A 19,864-nucleotide genomic window follows, 5' to 3' on the forward strand; every position below is an offset into this window, starting at 1 on the left:
CCTCCGTTACCGGATAAAGTCTACAAGCGTTGTAGAAATAATCTTTGCCCCTACAGACAGCGAAGCATTATAGATATTCTCTTGAATCTTCGATTTCATGATCAGCTCTTCATAATCTGCATCCTCTGTCTTGGCCTGAAGATCTGTCAGGTTAATGTTCAGATCGCTCAAACGGTCCTGCATCAGCTCCACGCGGTTCGTCTTGGCCCCGATCTCGGAGCGTGCGGACAGGATGGTTTCGGTGCGGGTATCGATTTTGTCCAGTTGATTAGAGATGCCAGTGATATCTCCAGCCTTCAGAGCAGTGGAGAGACTATTAATAATGGAGAAAATATTATCCGCTTCGCCAGTAGCACCAAATACCGCATTACCGGTCAGATTGATCGGCATCTGCACGCCTTCACCGACAATATACTGAATCTGTCCTGTGTCTGTCGTCACCGGAAGAGTTGTATCATAGGTTCCGTCCGAGCCTTTGGCGAATTCATAAGGCTTCGTCGTATACTGTTCACCATTGAAAATATACTTCCCGTTCAGCTTACTGTTCGCGATGTCCACAAGCTGTTCCTTGAGCTGCATGACTTCTTCGTTGATGCTGTCCAGTGCAGACTGCGGATTGCTGCCGGTAGAAGCCTGCACCGTCAGGTCGCGCAGACGCTGAATCACGTCTCCAGCCTGTCCCAATACCGTGTCGTTATAATCCAGCCAGGACAGCGCACTGTCCACGTTCTTCGTATACTGCTCGTTAGAAGACAGCTCGGCGCGGTAGCGCAGGGAATAGGTGATGCCGACCGGGTCATCGGAGGGCTTGTTGATTTTGCGGCCGCTGGCCAATTGGAGCTGTGTATCGTTCATGGTGCGCGCATTGCGGTTCAGGTTAAGCAGCAGCTGCGAGCTCATCATATTGGAGGTAACTCTAATCATTGTATGGTCCTCCTTATCTTCCGACCGTGCCGGTAGAATTAATCAATTTGTCGAGCAACTCATCATAGGTGGTCATAAAACGGGCTGCTGCGCTGTAGGCGTGCTGGAATACCAGCATATTGGACATTTCCTCGTCCAGCGATACTCCGCTGACCGACTGGCGCCGTGAGCTCACCTGGTCCACCAGATAATCGGCATTGCTCGCCTGGCGCGTGGCCTCCTGGGATTGAATCCCCAATTGCCCAACCATCGAGCTGAGGTATGATCCCACCGTCCCTGTCTTGGAGCCGTCTGCTGTGGAGAAGGTACTATTGTCTTTCATATTGCTGAATAGGAGCGCCAATGTATTATTCCCTTTGACAACCGATACATTGCCTGAACTGTCCGTAGCCGTGCGCAGTGATGTAGCGAACAGCGAAGGGTCAGCGGCAATTTCAGGATTCAGCTTGAGAGTGGCGGCAGTGATCGGCTCACCCGCTACGGAGGAGGTAAAGAACGGCCGGCCTGAGCTTCCATTCAAGGCATATCCCATCTGATGAAGCCCATTGAGACCCATAACGGTGGTCTTCAGATCACCTGACAACGGGCTGGGAACTGTGCTTCCTGCGGTCAAAGTTGTGCGTGTTCCGTCCGCATTAATAATCTCTGAATCTCTTAACACGGTGTAGCCTTGAGGCAAGGTAGAGCCTGCCGGAATGGTTACCTGCACCTCACCGTTAGCTATGGTATTAGCCATAGTATCGAGCTGTTTTCGGTAATCTGCTACATACGTATTCTTGGAAAAAAGCATGCCGTACGCCTCACCAGCCTTCAGATCGCCGGAGGCATAGGCTGTATTTAGAAACGTGCTGTCTACAGTAGCGCTTACGGTTGCGCCTTGAACCAGCGGCTGTGTGCCGAGGGAGATATTATATCCGGCATCGGTGTCCAGCACCGTAATGTTCGCGATCTTGGACAGCTTGTCCGTCAACAGGTCTCGCTGGTCGCGCAGATCGTTGGCCTTGTCACCCATGCCTTCTATTTTGGAGATGGATTGGTTCAGGTCGGCGATGGAGTTCAGATAACTCTGAATCTCTCTGCCTTTCACATCGATGTTGGTGCTGAGATCGCGGTCCAGATTACTGAGCTGTGTGCTCATGTAGTTCATGGCATCCGTGAGAGCCTGGGCGGTCTGCACCACAATCTTGCGCGCGGTGGGATCTTCCGGATTCTTGCTGAGGTCCGACCAGGACTTCCAGAAATTATCCAGAACGGTACGGATACCGGTATCCGAAGGCTCGTTCACAATCGCCTCCAGCTTATCCAGCGTATCCGACTGGATACTCCAGTTGCCGCTTGCCGAGTTCTCCCCCCGGTACTGGTCATCCAGGAACATCTCGCGAATCCGTTCGATGGAGGTGAATTCAACCCCGGTTCCCAGCTGTCCCGGCATCGTTGAGTTATTCAGACCATAGGCCTCAATCGGGATGGCTGCCTTCATGTTCACACGCTGGCGGGTATATCCTTCTGTATTGGCATTGGCAATGTTATGGCCGGTTGTATTGAGCGCAGCGGTCTGGGTGAACAGGCTTCGTCTTGCGGTCTCAATGGAATGGAATGTCGATGTCATGCTACTGGTTCCTCCCTTGTGCTTGCTGCGGTGCAGCGTTATCCACGGGCATCAAAAAGCCCCTGCCGCATCACACTGCTGCCCTTGTCGGACGGATGATGGTACGTCATTTCCTGATTTGGTCTTCCGACAAGCAAATCCAGGGAATAATCTATAAAGGTAAGCGACTGCTCAATCAGCTTCTGGTTCAGCTCATTGGCCTGCTTCAAACGCTGCAATGTGCCGGATAGCTTCTGCTGAATCTGCTGCAGGCGCGATTTGTCTTCGGGATCAAATACAAGGCGGGACAGCTCGGTCAGATTCAGGTTCAGATTCGAACGGATTCCAACCCCCTGCATGAACGCAAAGGCTGCTTCTGCACGCTGCTCTTCCAGCTGTCCGATTACCTTCATCAGCTTGGACTCCCGGTTGAGGATCTCGATCAGACCGTCCACCTTGTTGTCCATAATCGTCTGCTTCTTCACGGCGGCCAGCTCCAGCATCTGCACATGCGCTTCGTCCAGCCGCTCAAGTACTTCCAATAATGTTGTAAGGGTCATGGGTGTGTTCACCTAATTCTCGGAGGATGGCTTAAAGTAGGGGGCGAGTGTCGCCGCAAGCTTGGCTGCGTCAACCTGGTAGGTACCTGCGGATACTTGCTGTTTCAGGCTCTCGATCTTGTTCGCGCGTTCAGCGTCAATCTGGCCGCTCTTCTGTGCCTGAAGCAGCTTGATCGCCTCATCCGATATCGATACCTCATCCTTGCGTGTACTTTTCTTCATCAGATCCTGCCTTTGCGATTCCGCACTTCGTTGGTAGGGATTAATTGCATTAATTCGTCCGGTCTCGTTAATTTTCATAACTTCACCTTCCTTCTTGTCAAGTGGAAACGGCTTTGCCTTTCTTTTATAAAGAAGGCTCCGTTTCAGCGCGAAATATAAGGATAAGTTATCGTGTGGAACATATAAACTCCTTATATTTATAAAAAAGCCGATAATCTTTACTAAGTTTATCGGCCCATGTTGAAACATTGTTTATAGCTGCAAGCGTTTTTTTGCAGAATTAATCAGTTACGGAACTTGTCCACGGCGCGGTAGGCGGCCTCCGAGTTCTTGGCGGGAGTGTTCTCCCCGGTACTCTCCTTGGCAGCATTGGCGAGGTCCTTGGTCAGGCGGCTGCGGCAGCTGTCGCACATATGCCCGTCCCGGATCAGGGTTCCGCACACCTCACAAGGGTACATCATATTGGGGGCGTTGGCGATGGAAATCCGGCCCTCCCGGATGAAACGGGTGATCTCCTTAATCGAAATATCGGTTGCATCAGACAGTTCCTGTATGTTGGTGCCTCTATTTTTGCGGAGATATTCTACACAAATCTCATAATGATGCTCCAGCTCCTTGATGCACGGCTGGCACAGATTCATCAAGTTCTTCACATATAAACGGCCGCATCTCGGACAATTATCCACATTCATCTCAACCGCTGCTCCCTTCCTGTCATTCTGCACAATTCATGAATAACCTATGCTACTAAGATTACATGATCGCCGGAGATCCGTCTATGTTTAGTATCGGCCAGGGAAGCGGTTTTATTGAGACTTGGGAGGAGTTGCTGCCGCTAGGAACGCGCCCAGGTCAGCGCATAGATCTCCGCAGTGCAGCCCAGGCTGCCGCAGAGCTGTTGCAGTGCTTCGGCACAAGCGCGGATGGTGCTTCCCGTGGTATAGATATCATCGATCAGGATGATTTGCAGCGGACGCTGTTCAGCCTGCAAGTTAATAGCATCTTTTAGACTGCGAAGACTCTGAAGAACCTCTGAATCCCTATTACCGGTAAAAGCGTGCTTCATGTCGGCCAGCCGTTCGCTTCTGCTTTTGAAGCTCTGCTTGGCGGTGTGATGGGTACGGACCAGTAGGGGAAGCTGCGGCATATGTCTGCGCCGGGTTATGGCTGCGGCCAGCTGCTCCGCCTGATTGAAGCCCCGCTCTGCCAGACGGGCCGCGCTCACCGGTACAGGAACCAGCAGATCCGCTTGCCATGGCGCTGAGGGGCGATGCTTTTTGGGGAATAGGGAAAAGTGAAGGCTAGGCGCGGGATGAGGCAGATTAAGGCTGCGCTGCCGCTCGCTCTGCTCTTGTTGCAGCATGGCGTAAGCTCTGTCGAGCATCAGACCCAGTATAGGCGCAAGCCGTTCATTCCCTCTATATTTATATTGGCCGAGTATTTCGCGCATTGCACTGTTGTAGCTCACTGCACTGCGGTTGCACTGGATCGGTACGGGGCCACGGCTGCGGCTGCAATCGGGACAGCCGACTGGGCGTCCGCAGGTCTGGCAGCGGGGGGAGCAAATCCACGGGATGTGGTTGTAACAGCTCTGGCAGACACTGGGTAACTCTGAGGATGGGGGAGCTTTTCTCAGGCAAAAAAGACACTCCGGCAGCGAAGCCGCAACCAGCAGACGGGCTTGCTTCATCCAGGACATCAGGGGATTCATTGGAGTCCTCCTTGACAGTAAAGTATGTATTTACAGGATAAAACGAAAAGAGGCGGGGGAATCTCGGAACTGAAGAGGGAGCGTCGGGACAAGTACGTCTTAATGAGGCCTCAGGTAGCCTTGCCTGCGGGCAATGGCATTCATCCGGCGGATCTGGGAGATCGCTGCGCGCTGTGACCTGCTCCATTCCGCTGAAGCGAAGATCACCTGTCCAGCCGGATCATCTGCGGAGCGCCCCGCCCGTCCCGCCATCTGGACGAGGGCCGCTTCGTCAAACAGCCCGCTGTCCGCATCCAGAATAAATACATCGCTGCGCGGTACGGTCACTCCCCGCTCCAGGATCGTAGTGGTAACGAGCAGAGAGATCGCCCGGTTGCGGAATTCCAGCACTTTCTCTGCCCTAGCCGGATCTTGTGAAGAGGTTCCTTCTATAGCAATTCCGGGAAAAACACGCCGCAAAAGCTGTAACAATTCGTCGATATGGGCGATCCGCGAGACGAACACAAAAATCTGCGCCTCACGCTCAAGCGACCGCTGCAATGCCGATACCAGCTTTCCCGGAAGCCTCCCTTGCTTCAAGGAGCGATGAAGCGGCGGCATCCGGATATGTCGGGGAACCGGCAAAGGATGGCCGTGATAACGAACCGGGACCCTCGCATGCGGCAGCCGTCCGGCACGGGCCAGGCGCTGCAATTCCGCTGGCGGCGTAGCTGATAGCAGGATGAATGCTCCCCCGGGCTTGCAGACCTGCTTCGCGGCATAATCGAGCATGGCATCGTTGTGAAAAGGAAACGCATCAATTTCATCAATTATTACCAAGTCGAAGGCCTGACCAAACCGCAGCAGCTGGTGGGTCGTCGCCAGCGTTATGCCGCTTCGGCGCCAGCGGTCTTCGCTGCCGCCGTACAGCACGGCCGGGCTGTGCGCCGGGAAGGCCTTCGCCAGGCGCGGCGCCAGCTCCAGCACGACGTCGCGCCGCGGCGTCGCGATCAACGCCCGCCCTCCGGCGGCGAGCGCAGCCTCCAGGAGCGGGAAGATCATCTCTGTCTTCCCCGCTCCCGTCACCGCCCAGAGCAGGAACCGCTCTGGGCCCCTGCGGGCGGAGCGCTGGCGCGGCTCCGCCAGGAACCCCAGCGCAGCGGCGGCGGCAGCCGCCTGCGCTGCGCTAAGCCCCCACCGGCGTGCCGCAACGGTGGGGGAGGAGCCGGCCGTGCAACGCACGGCCGGCAGCGGCGCGCTGCGCAGCAGCAGCGCGCAAGCCCGGCTGCGCCCGAGGCCGAGACAGGCCTCGCAGTAGGCGCAGCCGGTAAGGCCGCACGCAGCGCAGGCGGTGCGGCCCGTGGGTACGCTGCCGCAGCGCAGGCAGCGGGGGGTGGCGCGGCGGGCGGCAGCGCCGCGCAGGGCAAGCGCGGTGCGCAGCCGCGCCAGCGCGCCCGCTCCCCGCACCTTTTTACTCCTCCGCCCCTGCGCTCCAAGATCCACTCTCTCTAGCACTCTTCTTTCCCACATCCACCTCCTGCCCTGCTTCGCCTGGCTACCCCCAACAGCCGCCTCCAGCTGCAGCCGTCCCTGCAGATAAGCAAGCTGCGCTGCGGCCATCCAGTGCTCCGCCAGTTCAGGCAACCGCTCGGCTACTAGAGCCTCTGCTTCGCCCGCAAGCAGAGAGCGCCCCTCAAATGCTTCCGTCAGCCGATCTGCACCCGCTGCAAGACTCCCAAGTGTGTTTCCTATTCCTAGCTTCCGCACATTCGCCCGCCGATGATCTGCCTGTCCTGTCTCTCTCCCACCTGCCCATTCATTTGAATCCAGCCTCCAGACTTCAATCTCTTCAAAAGGCCAACCCTCCCGCTGCCCGCCAGCCTCCCGCTCCGCCCGAATCTCCGCCTTCAAGATCGCTGTGGCGTACTTCCTCCAGTCTTCTTCTTTCCAGCTCTGCGTCTTGACCGTGAAGCGGCCAGTGCCTGCCAGCTTCACCGCCCAGCCCAGCGGCATAGACCTGGACAGCAGCACCATCCGGTCCGCGGGGCAACTATTCCAGCCTTCCACATCCCCTCCTTCCCCGGCCCACCACCATTCATCTACCGTCAGACTCAGAGAAACTTTAGTTACCCACTCCCCGCTAAGCTCCACCGCATAAACAGCCACCTTCAACCTTTCCGCCTCCTCCCTTTTCCCAAAACAATTGTATTCAGTTTTCCGCATACATTTAGTCCACGCACCCTAGCGCCGCCCATTGTATTCGCTTTTTCACATACATCCGGACCACTCCCCCTCGCGCTGCCCATTATATTCACTTTTCCACATACATCTGGCCCTCGCACCTTCCCGCGAACAAATTGTATTCGGTTTTCCACACACATTCAGCCCACGCACCCTCACGCCCCCAATGTATTCGTTTTTCCGCATACATCCCCCCTCACCCTCGTCCCACCCATATTCACTTTCCGCACACAACAAAAAAACACACTACCCCATTCCTGGAGAGTGTGCTTCACCCGTAACCGTCCGATGTAGTTGTCATTTGCCTGGCTTGGATCGTTCTCCCCTGCTTCCCGGCAGCTGCATGATCCGCAGCGGGAGCAGCGGCTCCTGGGCCCGCAGATCCACCAGCTGGCTGCCGCCCAAGAGAGTGGGCAGAGGCATTGCAGGAGCGCATTCAATCGAGGAGCTGTGATAGGCCATTCTTGAGGCAACGGCCAGCGTTCCGTCCTCTGAACCGTCATCCACAACCGTAACCTGCAGCGGTCTGCCCGTGCAGAAAGCGTAGATAGCCAATACCCGCAGATACCACTCCACGACGGCTTCGTGATTGCGGGTAATCAGAATATAATGAAGCCGCTTTCCCGTCCGCGCTGCTGCCCGGGTCTTTCCCTGATGATGCAGGAGATGAACAAGGGCTGCTGCCGATGCATAAATACACATAATCCAGATTAACTGGGCGATCATGAAGATGCACCTCCCTCTTATACCCACACTATATGCCGGCATAATAAGGACGGTGACAGCCCAGAGGCAGGAACCCGCCCGGACGGGAGGACCTGTACAGTAAACGCAGATTTAGGGTACAAATTTAAATCAGCATTTTGCAAAATTCAAATATAGCGCGACTGAAACAATACTATGATTGCAGCAACCTTCTGCAAGCAAGTTATGTACCGTTAGAAAAGGATCACTTGGGATTCTCCAAAACGCTCAGTTAAACGGTTATGCGAGGAGCTATAATGTTACCCACCCATATTTGATCGAATTGATGACTGCCTGCGTGCGGTCGTCCACTTCCATCTTTTGCAGAATGCTGCTGACATGGTTCTTGACCGTCTTCTCACTGATAAACAGATATTCCCCGATCATCTTGTTGCTCTTGCCTTCGGCCATCAGCCGCAGCACTTCAGCTTCACGGCGGGTCAGCGGATTGTTGTCGCCTGCGACAAACTTCACGCCAGCTTCCTTCACAGCCGTCTCGGCAATTGCACCGGTCTCATTAAGATACGTCATGCGCCGCAGCTGATTGATCAGCTTGCCGGTCACCTTCGGGTGGATAAAAGCATGCCCCTCGCACACGGAACGGATCGCATTGATCAGCGACTCGGCCTCCATATCCTTCAGCAGATATCCGTTGGCTCCCTTGCGCAGCGTCTCAAATACATAGCTTTCGTCATCATGGATCGAGAGGATAATGACCTTAACATCCGGGAACATCTCGCGCAGCTTCTGCGTCGCCTCCACACCGTTCTCCACCGGCATATTGATGTCCATCAGCACGATGTCCGGCTTGTTGCCGTTGCAGAATTCAAGCACCTGGATGCCGTCCCCGCATTCACCGATAACCTCGATGTCATCCTCCATATTCAGAATACGTTTGAGCCCTTCACGAAACAGCTGATGATCATCGGCCAAAAGAACTTTGATGGGCGCTTTGCCAGAGTTTTGGTTCTCCATCACATTACTCCTTTCCTTTTTCCACATTCGTCGGAATGTGAATAACAATTGTTGTGCCCTGGTTCTCGGCTGATTGGATTTCCATTCGTCCCTCCAGCAATTCCACACGTTCACGCATTCCCACCAGACCGAAGCTTTCGCGGTTGGCCTGCTCACTGATCTTCTTCACATTGAAGCCTAATCCATTGTCTTTCACGACGATTTTGATTAATTGGGCCTGATACGTGATCTCCACCAGTACATAGCTGGGATAGGCGTGTTTGGCCGCATTGGACAGAGCCTCCTGCACCAGCCGGTATACCGCTGCTTCCATAGCTGAGGACAGCCGGTGCTCCTTGCCCCTCGTTTCAAAAGAGGTCCGGATCTTCGTCTTCTCCTCATAATCATGCACATACTTCCGCAGCGTCGGGATTAGCCCCAGATCATCAAGCGCCATCGGACGCAGGTTGAAGATCACCTTGCGCATTTCCTCCAGGCTATATCTGACCTGTCCCTTCAAATCTAATACTTCGGCTTGTACCAGCCCAAATTCCTGCTTCACCAGCATTCTTTCTACAATTTCCGTCCTTAGGACTAGATTCGCCAGCATTTGAGCAGGACCGTCATGAATTTCCCGGGCAATTCTCTTCCGTTCCTCTTCCTGAGCCAGGATAATCTTGAGTCCGATCATCTGCCGGTTCTTCGCAGATTCGACAATTCGCGTCACTTGGCCTAGTTCTCCGGACAGATACTCCAGGACAACGCTCATTTGCGAACCAATTGATTCGGCACGTTCTACAGAATTTTCGACACTGCGGACCCGCATCTGAAGTTCATCGCGTCTGCTGCGCAGATAGACCTCCCGCTCCCTGGCCATCATCAGCTCCAGCTGCAGCTCGGTGGCCTTCTCGTATGCAATCCGGATATCCTTCTCGGTATACCGGACGAAATCCCGGCTGACCTCGGTCAGCCGGATTCGTGAGCGGTGGTACTGCTGCTCCAGCTTGTCTACCTTCTGCATGGTTTCATCCGTTTCTTCCATAACCCGCTGCAGTTCCTTGTTGAGTGCAGCAAGCTCATCACGTGCCACCTGCAATATTTCAAAAATCTGATACTTGCTGCTCTCCATCACGTCGATGGTATTCTTAATGACGCGATCAATCGCATCGGCCTGAAATTCCACGGATGCCGGCCCCATTTCTATCGAATCGTATTAGCCTTTCCTTTATATTAACATATCACGATTCGATCGTTACGGTCTTCGTGTTCTGTTCCCATTTTACAGTGAGTCCAAGCTGTTCGGACACGAGCCGGAGCGGTACTAAAGTCCTGGAATTCAGGATCAAAGGGGCTACTTCCGCACTCTGCCGTTTCCCGTTCAGGATGAACTCCTTCTTGTTCACCGTCAGATCCAGCACTTTGGAGCCGCGCAGCACCAGAATGGACTTGGTCTTCGCATCCCACACCGCATTGCCGCCGAAGGCGTCCAGCACATATTTGATCGGCACATACGTGCTGCCGTCCTTCATCACCGGCGCTGCATCAATGGCCCGCTTGGCACTGTTCACCGTCATCGACTTGGAGCCGATACTCATCGACGCCGTCCCTTTCGGCAGGCCTGCTTCGCTGGAGAGTGAAGGCATGACGAAGGAAATATTATCAAAAGCAACTGTCCCCGTCTTCGCCCGCTCATCCTGGCCCTCCTCAACATTTACCACGTAGAGTCTCTTAAGGGACGCCGGGAATTTGATCCCTGAGCCGGACAGGTCGATGTTCAGCGTCTTCCAGCCATTCCAGTCGATCACTTTGGCCAGATCAATATAGGCCGTCTTTCCGCCGGCGTCCGTCAGCTCTGCACGCAGCCAGTTCAGGCTCATGTCACCCATGACGTCCACCGACATTGAGGTTGCCGCCGCCGGAATATTTTTGCCGGTTGTGCCGTTGAACTGGGCGTATGCGTACATTTTGCCGGTGCCTTGTGTCATATCATAGCTAAGCGACAGAACCTTCGAGCCTGCGCGCTCTGCGCTGCCCGGAGCCACTGCTGCTGTACCGGTAACCCCCGCTGCATTCGTAGTGAACGCGATCGGGTAGGCGGTATTCTCGAAATCCTCCCAGGCCGTTGCTGCCGCAGTCGACAGGACTACAGCGGTGCTGAATCCGTCATAACGGGCAATGGCATATCCCGTGGTCACGCCTGGATCAACAGCCTCGACATTAAGCTTCCCGTCACCTACGCTTCCTTTGAAGCCGATGAACTCCCACTTCAGGGCTCCTGCCGGAACAGCGATCGTCGCTCCGCTCTTGGACACTGCGCTGACCGGCACGGATACGGAGGCTCCCGCCTGAAGCGGTGCCGTCGCTGTCCCGATCGTCAATCCGGACAGGTCTTCACCGCCCAGCACAGTGACCTGGGTCTCAGCAGTTGCCGTTCCGCTGGTCGCCTTCAGCTTGACCGTTCCCGGCTTGACGGCCGTTGCTTCTCCCGCATTCACCGTCACACTGCCGCCGCTGGAGCTCCAAGCCGGGTTCGCTGCCGCTACATCAATCGGGTTGTAATACGTATCATAGCCCTTCAGGGAATACGTGGCCTTTTGCCCGATTAAGAGGGTCTGGCTGCCGCTGATCTTAATTCCCTTCACTTCCCCTTGCGGAGCATTCGTGTATACGCCAACGCCGTTAACGACGGTGCGCTGCTCTTTGCCGTATTCGGTATTGAACGTCAGGGTCGTTCCGGTCTCAGCCAGCGGACGGTCTACCATCGTGGTAGAGCCCCCTCCGTCCAGATTCATGCCCTTCCATACCCCGATATTCGTCATGAAGGATTGTAGCTCTGTCAGGGACAGCCCGGCGCTGTTGCTGTTCTTCTCCGCTGCAATGACATACACATATCTTCCATCCTGGGAGTAGCCCAGCGCTGTACGCGCCCGGTATCCGCCGATGCTGCTGGTCGAACGGGAGAAGGACGCTGCCTTGCCGTTATTGACGAGAATCGTATGCCCGCCGATCATCATTTGCAGGGTGGACGGGTCCAGGTCCTGCTGTGTGGTTTTGGAGCGGAGCTTGTATGTGCTGCTTAGCTTCTGCCCTTCAGCCAGATGAGCCTTGACGAACTGGGCAGCCAGACCGTGCGTCCGCAGAATATAGGCTCCCTTGGGCACCGTGATCGGCAGGGCCGCATCCAGCGAGATCTGGGTAATCGTATCATTCTCGACCAGCACCTCTGTCGGTGTAGTTGAGCTGTTCTTCGGCCGCTCCAGCGCTGTCCATGCATCCGTATAGATGTAAGCTGCATTCGCATGGCTGTATGTCGAACTGCCGCCTTCCGGATTGTACGCCCCTTTATTGATCCCGGATAACGGGAACTGGGAGCCGTCCTCTGCGGTCAGCATGCCCTCGAAGGTGAATTCATCAATCAGCGGCTTGCGGTCCTTGGTTACAGCAAAAGCATACATTCCGTTCAGCTGCGATGGCGTAGACATCAGCACACCGCCGGATACCTGGCCGCCAATCGGTGCGCCTTCTCCGCCGGTGTTGAAGTAATCGCCGTTTACCCCGGCGACGGCTCCGGTCTCCGCAGCCATCCCCCCGGTGCTCTGCCGGGTCGTCAGATTTCCGCCTTTGCCGGTCATAACATCTACAGATACATAAGGATTATTGAGATCGACACGGATGACGCTGGCCAGTCCTGTGGCACTTTTCCCGGAACGGGTCGTCTTGAATTTATATTTCATCATCATCGCACCGGAAGTGATCACCTCTTCACTCAGCTTGGTCACTGAGAAGGATGCAGCTGCAGCTTGCGCTACCGGCGCAGCCCCTGTCCCAAGCCATCCTGCACCTTCGCTCCCGACAACCGGCATGATCCATATAACACCTGCAATAGAAGCGGCAATCCACTTTTTGGCAGGCAGCCATTGCTTTTCCCGTGCTTGTCCAGTACTCTTGTTCCCCATGTCAAGCTGATTCATTTCAGTATAACTCTCCCATCTGTGTGTACTCTTCTATCTTGCTATCTAGTTACGGACACCAGTTCATAGTAATAGCCTATACCTTTAATAGACTGTTTCCGGCCCGAAAAGTTGCGATTTTGATAGATTTAACGAAGTCTGTCCCATTGTCAGGACATGCAAAAAAGAGCACCCGGCAATCGTGCCGGATGCTCCTGCTTACTCTTATCTAACGCCTCTTACAGATAACCGGCCGTCTTCAGCATCCGGTGCAGCATGACCGCCGCCTGCCCTCTGGTGGCATTGCCCTGCGGCTGGAACTCAGTGGTGCTGATGCCTTGAATAATGCCCGCTTTGACCGCCTTGGCGACAAATTCTATACTTTGGCTGAGGACCTTCGCACGGTCCTTGAACGGACTGAGCGTATCGATCGCGGAGGCGCTAAGCGCCACCGGCTGTCCCGTATACTCCAGCGCCCTCACCATCATAATGGCCATCTGCTCACGGGTAATCTTATCCTCTGCGCGGAACGTCCCGTCCGTATTCCCGTTAATAATTCCGGCCTTCGCGGCCGCACCGATATAATTACCGGTCTGGGTGGACGCCTGCACATCCGAGAAGCGCTGCGCGGTCAGGCTGTCTCCGGCCAGCCCCAGTCCTCTGCTCAGCATCACCGCGAACTCTCCGCGGGTAATCGCCTGATCTGGCTTATACTGGCTGCCGTAGCTGCTGTCGATGATATTCTTGGCTGCCAGCTCGGCAACAGCCGTATTGCTCCAGTGCACAGCCATGTCGGCAAAAGAACGCGTAGAGCTGAATGCGCCCACAATCTGATTGCCGCTCGTCAACGCCCGCATCACCTTATATGCCCCTTTGGTTATGCTGGTTGTCGGCAGATACGCTGCGTCGTAGTACGACAGGTCCAGCCGGGCCACAGAAGCCGATTCGATGTTCATGGGGCTTGTGGTGCGGACTATATACTTCCCGGGCAAACTAAGCGCATTCTCATTGGCGTAATTCCCTGTCACCGCCGCAGCCAGCCGCAGGTCAGCCAGCGGAGTAATGCTCGTAAGCCCCTGCGTCTGCAGCCTTTGCGCGAATGGAGCGAATGCTTCTGACGGCATCTTCTCGATGCGGTAGGTCAGCGATATATTGCTGCCGGTTGTGTTGAGGCTGGCTACTATGCCGTTCAGGTCTATTTTGCCAAGGTCAACACTGAATATCTGATCCCCGTATCGGATGCCGAAGGAGGAAGCCTTATTGCGGTTGAATGCATCCATAAGCGGCTGCAGCGGCACCGTAACGTAGGCGGCCAGTTCGGTAGCAGGCACCTCGAACACCAGCGCTCCAGCCGCCTGGGTATTCAAATAGACATAGCTGGCGGAGAGTCTATCGGCACTCAGGCTGTATCTTTTGATATCCTGGCTGTAAATGGAACGGTCTGCCGCGGCCACTGCGGAATCACTCTTCAGCAGCGGAAGGGCGTCCCCGAATTCGCTTGCCTCCAGCGTCCCCAGATAAGACGGCCTGTTCGCATCGCCGGATACTGCCGCCGTGACTCCCGTCAGGTTCTTCACCGGCAGCAGCGAGAACGAAGCGAGCGCGTTGCCGTTCAGGTCCTTAATGAAGGAAGCGCTGGTTGTGTACGATAAGTCCACCGTCTGTCCGCTTGCCGCAGACTCAGCCAGCATGAGCTTAAGCACCGATCCGGTCAGGGTATAGCTCTGAACCAGTGTGTTGCTGCCGTTCAAGCGGACCGTAAATTGGGAGGTGCTAAGTGCGGAAGAAGTCACCATATTCTGCACAAAATTCACCGTCAGTTCATTGCCTGTCACCGTGGCGCTGGTGATCTCAGGTACGGCGATGTCGCTCAGCTCGACCGGCTGCAGATCCACATAAGCGGCACGGTTCCCGTTCAGATCGCTGAGACCCTTGGCCCCCGGCACATAGGAGACCGTAACCGTCTGCCCGGGAACGAGGTTGTTCTGTAGCGTCAATTTTACCGTGCTCCCGTTCACCGCAACATTCGTAACATAGTTGGGCGTGCCCCCAACCAGTACAGAGAACTGGCTGTTCATCGGCAGATTGCTGTCCGACAGCCCTTCATTGTAATTCATGACCAGGCTCTTCCCGCCACCCGTCGCATTCTGGAACACCGGGGGCACATTGTCCCTGCTGTTGCGGATATGGAAATCAGTGAAGTTGGCAATATTCTGCCCCAGCGAGCTGACGAGCGGATACGAGCCCGCATAATACGATACCCGCACCGATTCTGAACTTCCCGCCTCCGTGTTCACTGTCAGATAGACGGTGTTGCCGCTTGCGCTAATCGAATTCACTCCAAGGGAATAACCGTCTGTAGTGACCACAAACTGATCACGGGCGTAAGTGGATACCGCTTTGAGCGTATCGTTGAAGGTCAAGGCTACCGTCCGCCCTGTGATTCTGCCTTCCTTCGGTGTAGGCAGAGCCGATTCGATGCTGTTCGTAATCTGCTGGCCGGCAAAGGTAGCCGCCGCATTCCCGCTGGTATCCTGAATGGTGCGTACACCGCCGGTATAGCTGATTTTGACAATCTGGCCTACAGCCACCCCTGTACCGAGGACTACGTATACACTGTCGCCTTGTATGGAGGCACTCTCGACCGCCCGGGTCTCATCATTGACGGTTACCGTGAAGCTGGACGCCAGCAGGGCGACTGAGGAATTCAGTGTCTCATTGTATTTCAGGCGAATCGTCCGGTTGTTGTCCAGTACAGCACCTGCAAGCACAGGCGGGGTCTTATCTACAGCCACCGTGCGGAAGCTCCAGGACCGGGTGCCGCTTAATCCTTCATACTGCACGTTAGGATCGGCTGCGTCAGTGAACGCTCCTTTGGCGACATCAATATAGTAGATTGTGTCGGATTCCAGGGCGGCGCCCGGCTTAATCAGGAATTCCTTTGCCGAACCTCCCTGCTGTACTGTCGCTGCCACCTTAGAGCCATTGCTTTTGTAGAGAATGACTCCGTTGTTAACATTGCCGTTGTAGACAGCATCCCGGTTAAAAGTGAGCGCAATGGACCTTGTGAGCTCCACGGATTCGCTGCGGTCTGCCGGGGAGAGTCCCGCTATAGACAGACTTGAGGCCGAGGCTGTGGTGAACGTCCACGAATACGGGCCGGAAGCCGGAAAAACATGGCCGTCCTGGTCATAGAAGGCGCCCTGCGGAATCGTCACCGTATACAATGTACCATTCAGAAGCGGTGCAGCGGCCGAGGCCGGCAGCAGTGTAATCACGGTGCTTCCTCCACCGGTAACACTCGTCGAATTCACATTCAGCCATCTCGTTCTGGAGTCATCCGGCGTCCCCGGGGAGACAGAGATGGAGCCGGAAGCCGGACTTACCGGACGGTCAAAATACAGCTTAATCGCCCCGCTGGCCGATGCCCCGGTGGAAGCGTTAGCCGGAGCAGGGGATACGGCAATCGTGCCTGTACCAATCGTTGAGAAGCTCCAGCCACTGCCGCTGGATATGCCCTGGAAGGTTGTATTATTCGCGTCTTTGAAGGCATAGGGGTCAATCAGCACATAATAATTCCCGCCGGCAGGCAGCTTGTTCGCGAGCGTTAGAGTAATCACAGTGGAGGCATCTCCCTTCTCCAGCGCCACACCGGCTTCACCTTCTCTGACCGCAAATTCCTGGATAACCGAGTTATCTGCCGAGGACAGCAGCTTAACCGTACCGCCTCCAGCACTCAAGCTGCCGGACAGGCGTATACTCAACTGGGTTAATCCCCCGGCATCTACCCTTGAATTGGGAGCAGGAGACAGGCTGCTTGCGGTAATGGCCGGATTAACCTCAGGAGCCGTCGTGAACTTCCAGCTTGTCGCTGCGGATTCATTGCCGGCGCTGTCCTTAAAAAGTCCTTTGGGCACACTTACACTGTATGTAGTATATGGAGCATACCTGAGACTTGCGCCCAGCTTGATTTCATAGCTTGTAGAGTTGCCGATCAGGCCCGCCGTACCAATCGCTATCTCTGTAAAAACCTTATCAGCGTTCACGTCGGTGATCGTGATTTTTCCGGACTGCGGGATTACCTGCCGGTCAAAGCTTAACCCCAGCGAAGCCCCCACATTCACCAGCGTCGCCCCATTGCCTGGAGAGTAATTGATCCCGAATTCCGAAGCGGCGTATACCGCAGATGTATGTATACCGATAACCGGACTGCCCAGACCCAGCAACAGACTGCCTGCAATCACCATGGCCGTTCCTATTCTTACTTTCTTATGCATCCTTGTAAAAGCTCCTTTCAGCCTTACCAGCATTTCTTGTATACTGTTATATTTCGGCTAAAGGGCTTCCAAAGTTTAGAAGCTGGTATCAACACAGCCATATCCAGAGCATAAAAAAGCCCATACAACGGCATCCTATACAGGATAAACTGTTGCCTGGGCTGAGTTAAATATTAATAATGCCAGCTTAGATGCTTCTTATAGACCCGCTTGGGATTTTAGCAATTCTGCTTTATCTACGCGTTCCCATGGAAGATCCACATCGGTCCGGCCAAAATGACCATACGCTGCGGTTTGTCTGTAGATAGGCTTACGCAAATCAAGCATCGAGATGATTCCCGCCGGACGCAGGTCAAAGTTGCTGCTGATCAGTTGCACCAGCTTCTCTTCGCTGATTTTGCCGGTTCCATAGGTATCTACGTTGATCGACACAGGCGTAGCTACACCAATCGCATAGGCCAGCTGGATTTCACATTTGTCGGCCAGACCGGCAGCCACCAGGTTCTTGGCTACATAACGCGCAGCGTAGGCTGCAGAACGGTCCACCTTGGTTGGATCTTTGCCGGAAAAGGCTCCGCCGCCATGACGGGCATATCCGCCGTATGTATCGACAATAATCTTGCGTCCAGTCAGACCGGCATCTCCTTGAGGTCCACCAATGACGAAACGGCCTGTAGGATTAATGAAATATTTCGTAGCTTCATCAAGCAGCTCGGCTGGAACTACCGGAAGGATGACATGCTCCTTAATATCTGCCTGAATCTGCTCCAGTGTAATATCTTCGGCATGTTGGGTAGAGACTACAATGGTATCCACGCGCACCGGCGTATCATCCTGGTATTCGATGGTTACCTGAGTTTTGCCATCCGGGCGCAAATAATTCAGGGTCCCATTCTTACGGACTTCCGCCAGACGGCGGGCGATCCGGTGGGACAAAGCAATCGGAAGCGGCATCAGCTCCGGTGTCTCGTTGGTTGCGAACCCGAACATCAGCCCTTGGTCACCGGCGCCGATGTTAGCTGTCTCCTCAGCCACGAGTGCAGGATCACGATGCTCCAGTGCGGCATTCACTCCCTGGGCAATATCTGCGGACTGTTCATTCAACGAGCTGAGTACAGCGCAGGTATTATAGTCGAAGCCGAATTTAGCGCGGGTATAGCCGATTTCCTTAATCGTATTACGTACAATAGCTGGAATATCCACATATTCAGACTTGGTGCTAATTTCCCCGATAACAAGTACGAGACCTGTTGCAACAGCTACCTCACAAGCTACACGGGCATTAGGATCGTTAGCAAGAAATGCATCGAGTACCGCGTCGGATATCTGATCACAGATTTTATCGGGGTGTCCCTCCGTTACGGACTCAGATGTAAACAGATGACGCCCTTTGATCGACATTTACAATAACCTCCCAAATGGTTGATCTGACGCTGTTCAAGGGGGCTCCCTCGCAGATAACAGGCCAAATATATGAAGTAGAATAAATACTATTAGCTGTTTGCCTGTTTTATTCAAAAAAATGAACCTTCTCCGGATGGAAAAGGTCTACGGCCTTCCTCAATGGTCATATTATCGTATTTACCGGTTGCTGTCAATTGAAGGCAGCTTATGTGAAAAGAGACTGCTCCGCCTGCCTGATCAACCTCTTTGTAATTTCTCCGCCTACAGAACCATTATCTCTGGAGCTTAAATGTCCCAGATAAGGAGTACTTCCAGAGGTCCCGGAACCACCCGTCATCCCCAGCTCAGAAGCAAACTCCGTATCCATCCCACCGCCATAAGAAGCTCCGTATAATCCGAATTCAGAAGCAATTTCATATTGCATTTGTTTCAGCATTGCCCGGCTCTCAGGTACAACAGTACGATTTGTTCGTGCCATGTTACAGCACCTCCTGCAATTTTTTTAATGATTACAGGTAATATTGTGTACCAAGTGCAGAGCCCTCAGTCGGCTTAATGTTTGTCATCTGTGGGAATGAGTGCCGGATGTATCATATTACAAAGAAAGGGCAAACTTATTATTAGGAAGAGAATGCTGAAAACGTGAAAATTGTGGTGAACTATGGCGTTATTTCAGCGTATATCCGCCACGGACCATGACAACAAGTCCTAAAGTTTGACCATTTGCGACAGTAATCCCGCGGCCATCCCGGGGGAACGACAACAAATGATTGGTTGGTGCTGCTGCTCCGTTAGCTAAATCGACACCATCTGTCAAATCAGCAACTCCATTGGTGTCCTGTGAATAAATAACAGCCTTGCCGGCACGGACAATAAACTCAGCTCCGGCACTAGCAATCAAAGTCTGCCCTGGCTTCACATCGACAATCTCACTGGCGTTCCCTGCCGTGCCTGTATCGCCTGTCCCAGAAGCTGGCGCCTTCGTAGGTGCCGCAGTGGCTGCTGGTGCAGTGGTTGTGCTTGGGGCCTGGGTCGGTGCACTAACATTCCCGCCCTGTAAGGCCTTCTGAATCTGTTGATCCACATAACTCTTGGTCACCACCGGATCGTCTGCCGTTCCCGGCTGCGATCCGACACCGGCTCCTTCAGCCGTAATATTCAACAGCGAGCCTGCCCACAGACCACCTGCTAACAGCACTGCCGACAGGGACACTTTCATGCCTTTGTTCAAGAGTAATTCCTCCTCATATTCGGATGAATGGCTATAAAAAAAGAATAGCCTCCGAAGAGGCTATTCTTTGCTTCGTTGA

At 54.4% G+C, this 19,864-nt stretch carries 15 protein-coding genes; all 15 read right to left on the reverse strand.

From position 1 onward, the window contains the following. Positions 1 to 6 precede the first annotated feature (6 nt). Positions 7 to 924 carry a flagellar hook-associated protein FlgL gene (gene flgL, locus MHI24_RS13745; protein ID WP_340026147.1) on the reverse strand — a complete coding sequence of 306 codons (918 nt, stop codon included), beginning with the start codon at positions 922 to 924 and terminating at the stop codon, positions 7 to 9. A gap of 13 nt (positions 925 to 937) precedes the next feature. Then, a complete protein-coding gene (flgK, locus tag MHI24_RS13750) occupies positions 938 to 2,533 on the reverse strand; it encodes a flagellar hook-associated protein FlgK (RefSeq protein WP_340026148.1) in 1,596 nt (531 codons plus the stop codon). 38 nt (positions 2,534 to 2,571) lie between these two features. Beyond that, positions 2,572 to 3,072 carry a flagellar protein FlgN gene (locus tag MHI24_RS13755; protein ID WP_340026149.1) on the reverse strand — a complete coding sequence of 167 codons (501 nt, stop codon included), beginning with the start codon at positions 3,070 to 3,072 and terminating at the stop codon, positions 2,572 to 2,574. A gap of 12 nt (positions 3,073 to 3,084) precedes the next feature. Continuing rightward, positions 3,085 to 3,372, reverse strand: a complete 288-nt coding sequence (gene flgM, locus MHI24_RS13760) for a flagellar biosynthesis anti-sigma factor FlgM (RefSeq protein WP_340026151.1) — start codon at positions 3,370 to 3,372, stop codon at positions 3,085 to 3,087. 206 nt (positions 3,373 to 3,578) lie between these two features. Next, entirely contained in the window at positions 3,579 to 3,986 is a 408-nt protein-coding gene (locus tag MHI24_RS13765) for a TIGR03826 family flagellar region protein (RefSeq protein WP_340026152.1), read from the reverse strand. A 143-nt stretch (positions 3,987 to 4,129) separates the two neighbouring features. After that, positions 4,130 to 5,005, reverse strand: coding sequence for a ComF family protein (locus MHI24_RS13770; protein WP_340026153.1), 876 nt, complete (start codon positions 5,003 to 5,005; stop codon positions 4,130 to 4,132). A 99-nt stretch (positions 5,006 to 5,104) separates the two neighbouring features. Further along, on the reverse strand, positions 5,105 to 7,150 hold the full coding sequence (locus MHI24_RS13775; RefSeq protein WP_340026683.1) for a helicase-related protein: 2,046 nt from the start codon (positions 7,148 to 7,150) through the stop codon (positions 5,105 to 5,107). 372 nt (positions 7,151 to 7,522) lie between these two features. Then, positions 7,523 to 7,951 carry a glycosyltransferase family A protein gene (locus tag MHI24_RS13780; protein WP_340026154.1) on the reverse strand — a complete coding sequence of 143 codons (429 nt, stop codon included), beginning with the start codon at positions 7,949 to 7,951 and terminating at the stop codon, positions 7,523 to 7,525. A 270-nt stretch (positions 7,952 to 8,221) separates the two neighbouring features. Beyond that, positions 8,222 to 8,944 carry a response regulator transcription factor gene (locus MHI24_RS13785; protein ID WP_340026155.1) on the reverse strand — a complete coding sequence of 241 codons (723 nt, stop codon included), beginning with the start codon at positions 8,942 to 8,944 and terminating at the stop codon, positions 8,222 to 8,224. Between the two features lie 4 nt (positions 8,945 to 8,948). Further along, positions 8,949 to 10,106 (reverse strand): ATP-binding protein, encoded by a 1,158-nt coding sequence (locus tag MHI24_RS13790; protein WP_340026157.1) that lies wholly within the window; start codon positions 10,104 to 10,106, stop codon positions 8,949 to 8,951. Positions 10,107 to 10,161: 55 nt separating this feature from the next. After that, a complete protein-coding gene (locus MHI24_RS13795) occupies positions 10,162 to 12,879 on the reverse strand; it encodes a stalk domain-containing protein (RefSeq protein ID WP_340026684.1) in 2,718 nt (905 codons plus the stop codon). A 233-nt stretch (positions 12,880 to 13,112) separates the two neighbouring features. Next, entirely contained in the window at positions 13,113 to 17,150 is a 4,038-nt protein-coding gene (locus MHI24_RS13800; RefSeq protein ID WP_340026159.1) for an Ig-like domain-containing protein, read from the reverse strand. Between the two features lie 198 nt (positions 17,151 to 17,348). Beyond that, the gene (metK, locus tag MHI24_RS13805; protein WP_340026161.1) at positions 17,349 to 18,551 is read right to left on the reverse strand and encodes a methionine adenosyltransferase; all 1,203 of its coding nucleotides are present in this window, start codon (positions 18,549 to 18,551) and stop codon (positions 17,349 to 17,351) included. A gap of 208 nt (positions 18,552 to 18,759) precedes the next feature. Further along, positions 18,760 to 19,032: an alpha/beta-type small acid-soluble spore protein gene (locus MHI24_RS13810; RefSeq protein WP_340026162.1), complete on the reverse strand. Its 273-nt coding sequence runs from the start codon at positions 19,030 to 19,032 to the stop codon at positions 18,760 to 18,762. A 189-nt stretch (positions 19,033 to 19,221) separates the two neighbouring features. Then, entirely contained in the window at positions 19,222 to 19,773 is a 552-nt protein-coding gene (locus MHI24_RS13815; RefSeq protein ID WP_340026685.1) for a hypothetical protein, read from the reverse strand. Between the last annotated feature and the right edge of the window lie 91 nt (positions 19,774 to 19,864).

Source organism: Paenibacillus sp. FSL K6-1096 (genome assembly GCF_037977055.1).
In the GTDB taxonomy this organism is placed as follows: Bacteria; Bacillota; Bacilli; order Paenibacillales; family Paenibacillaceae; genus Paenibacillus_AQ.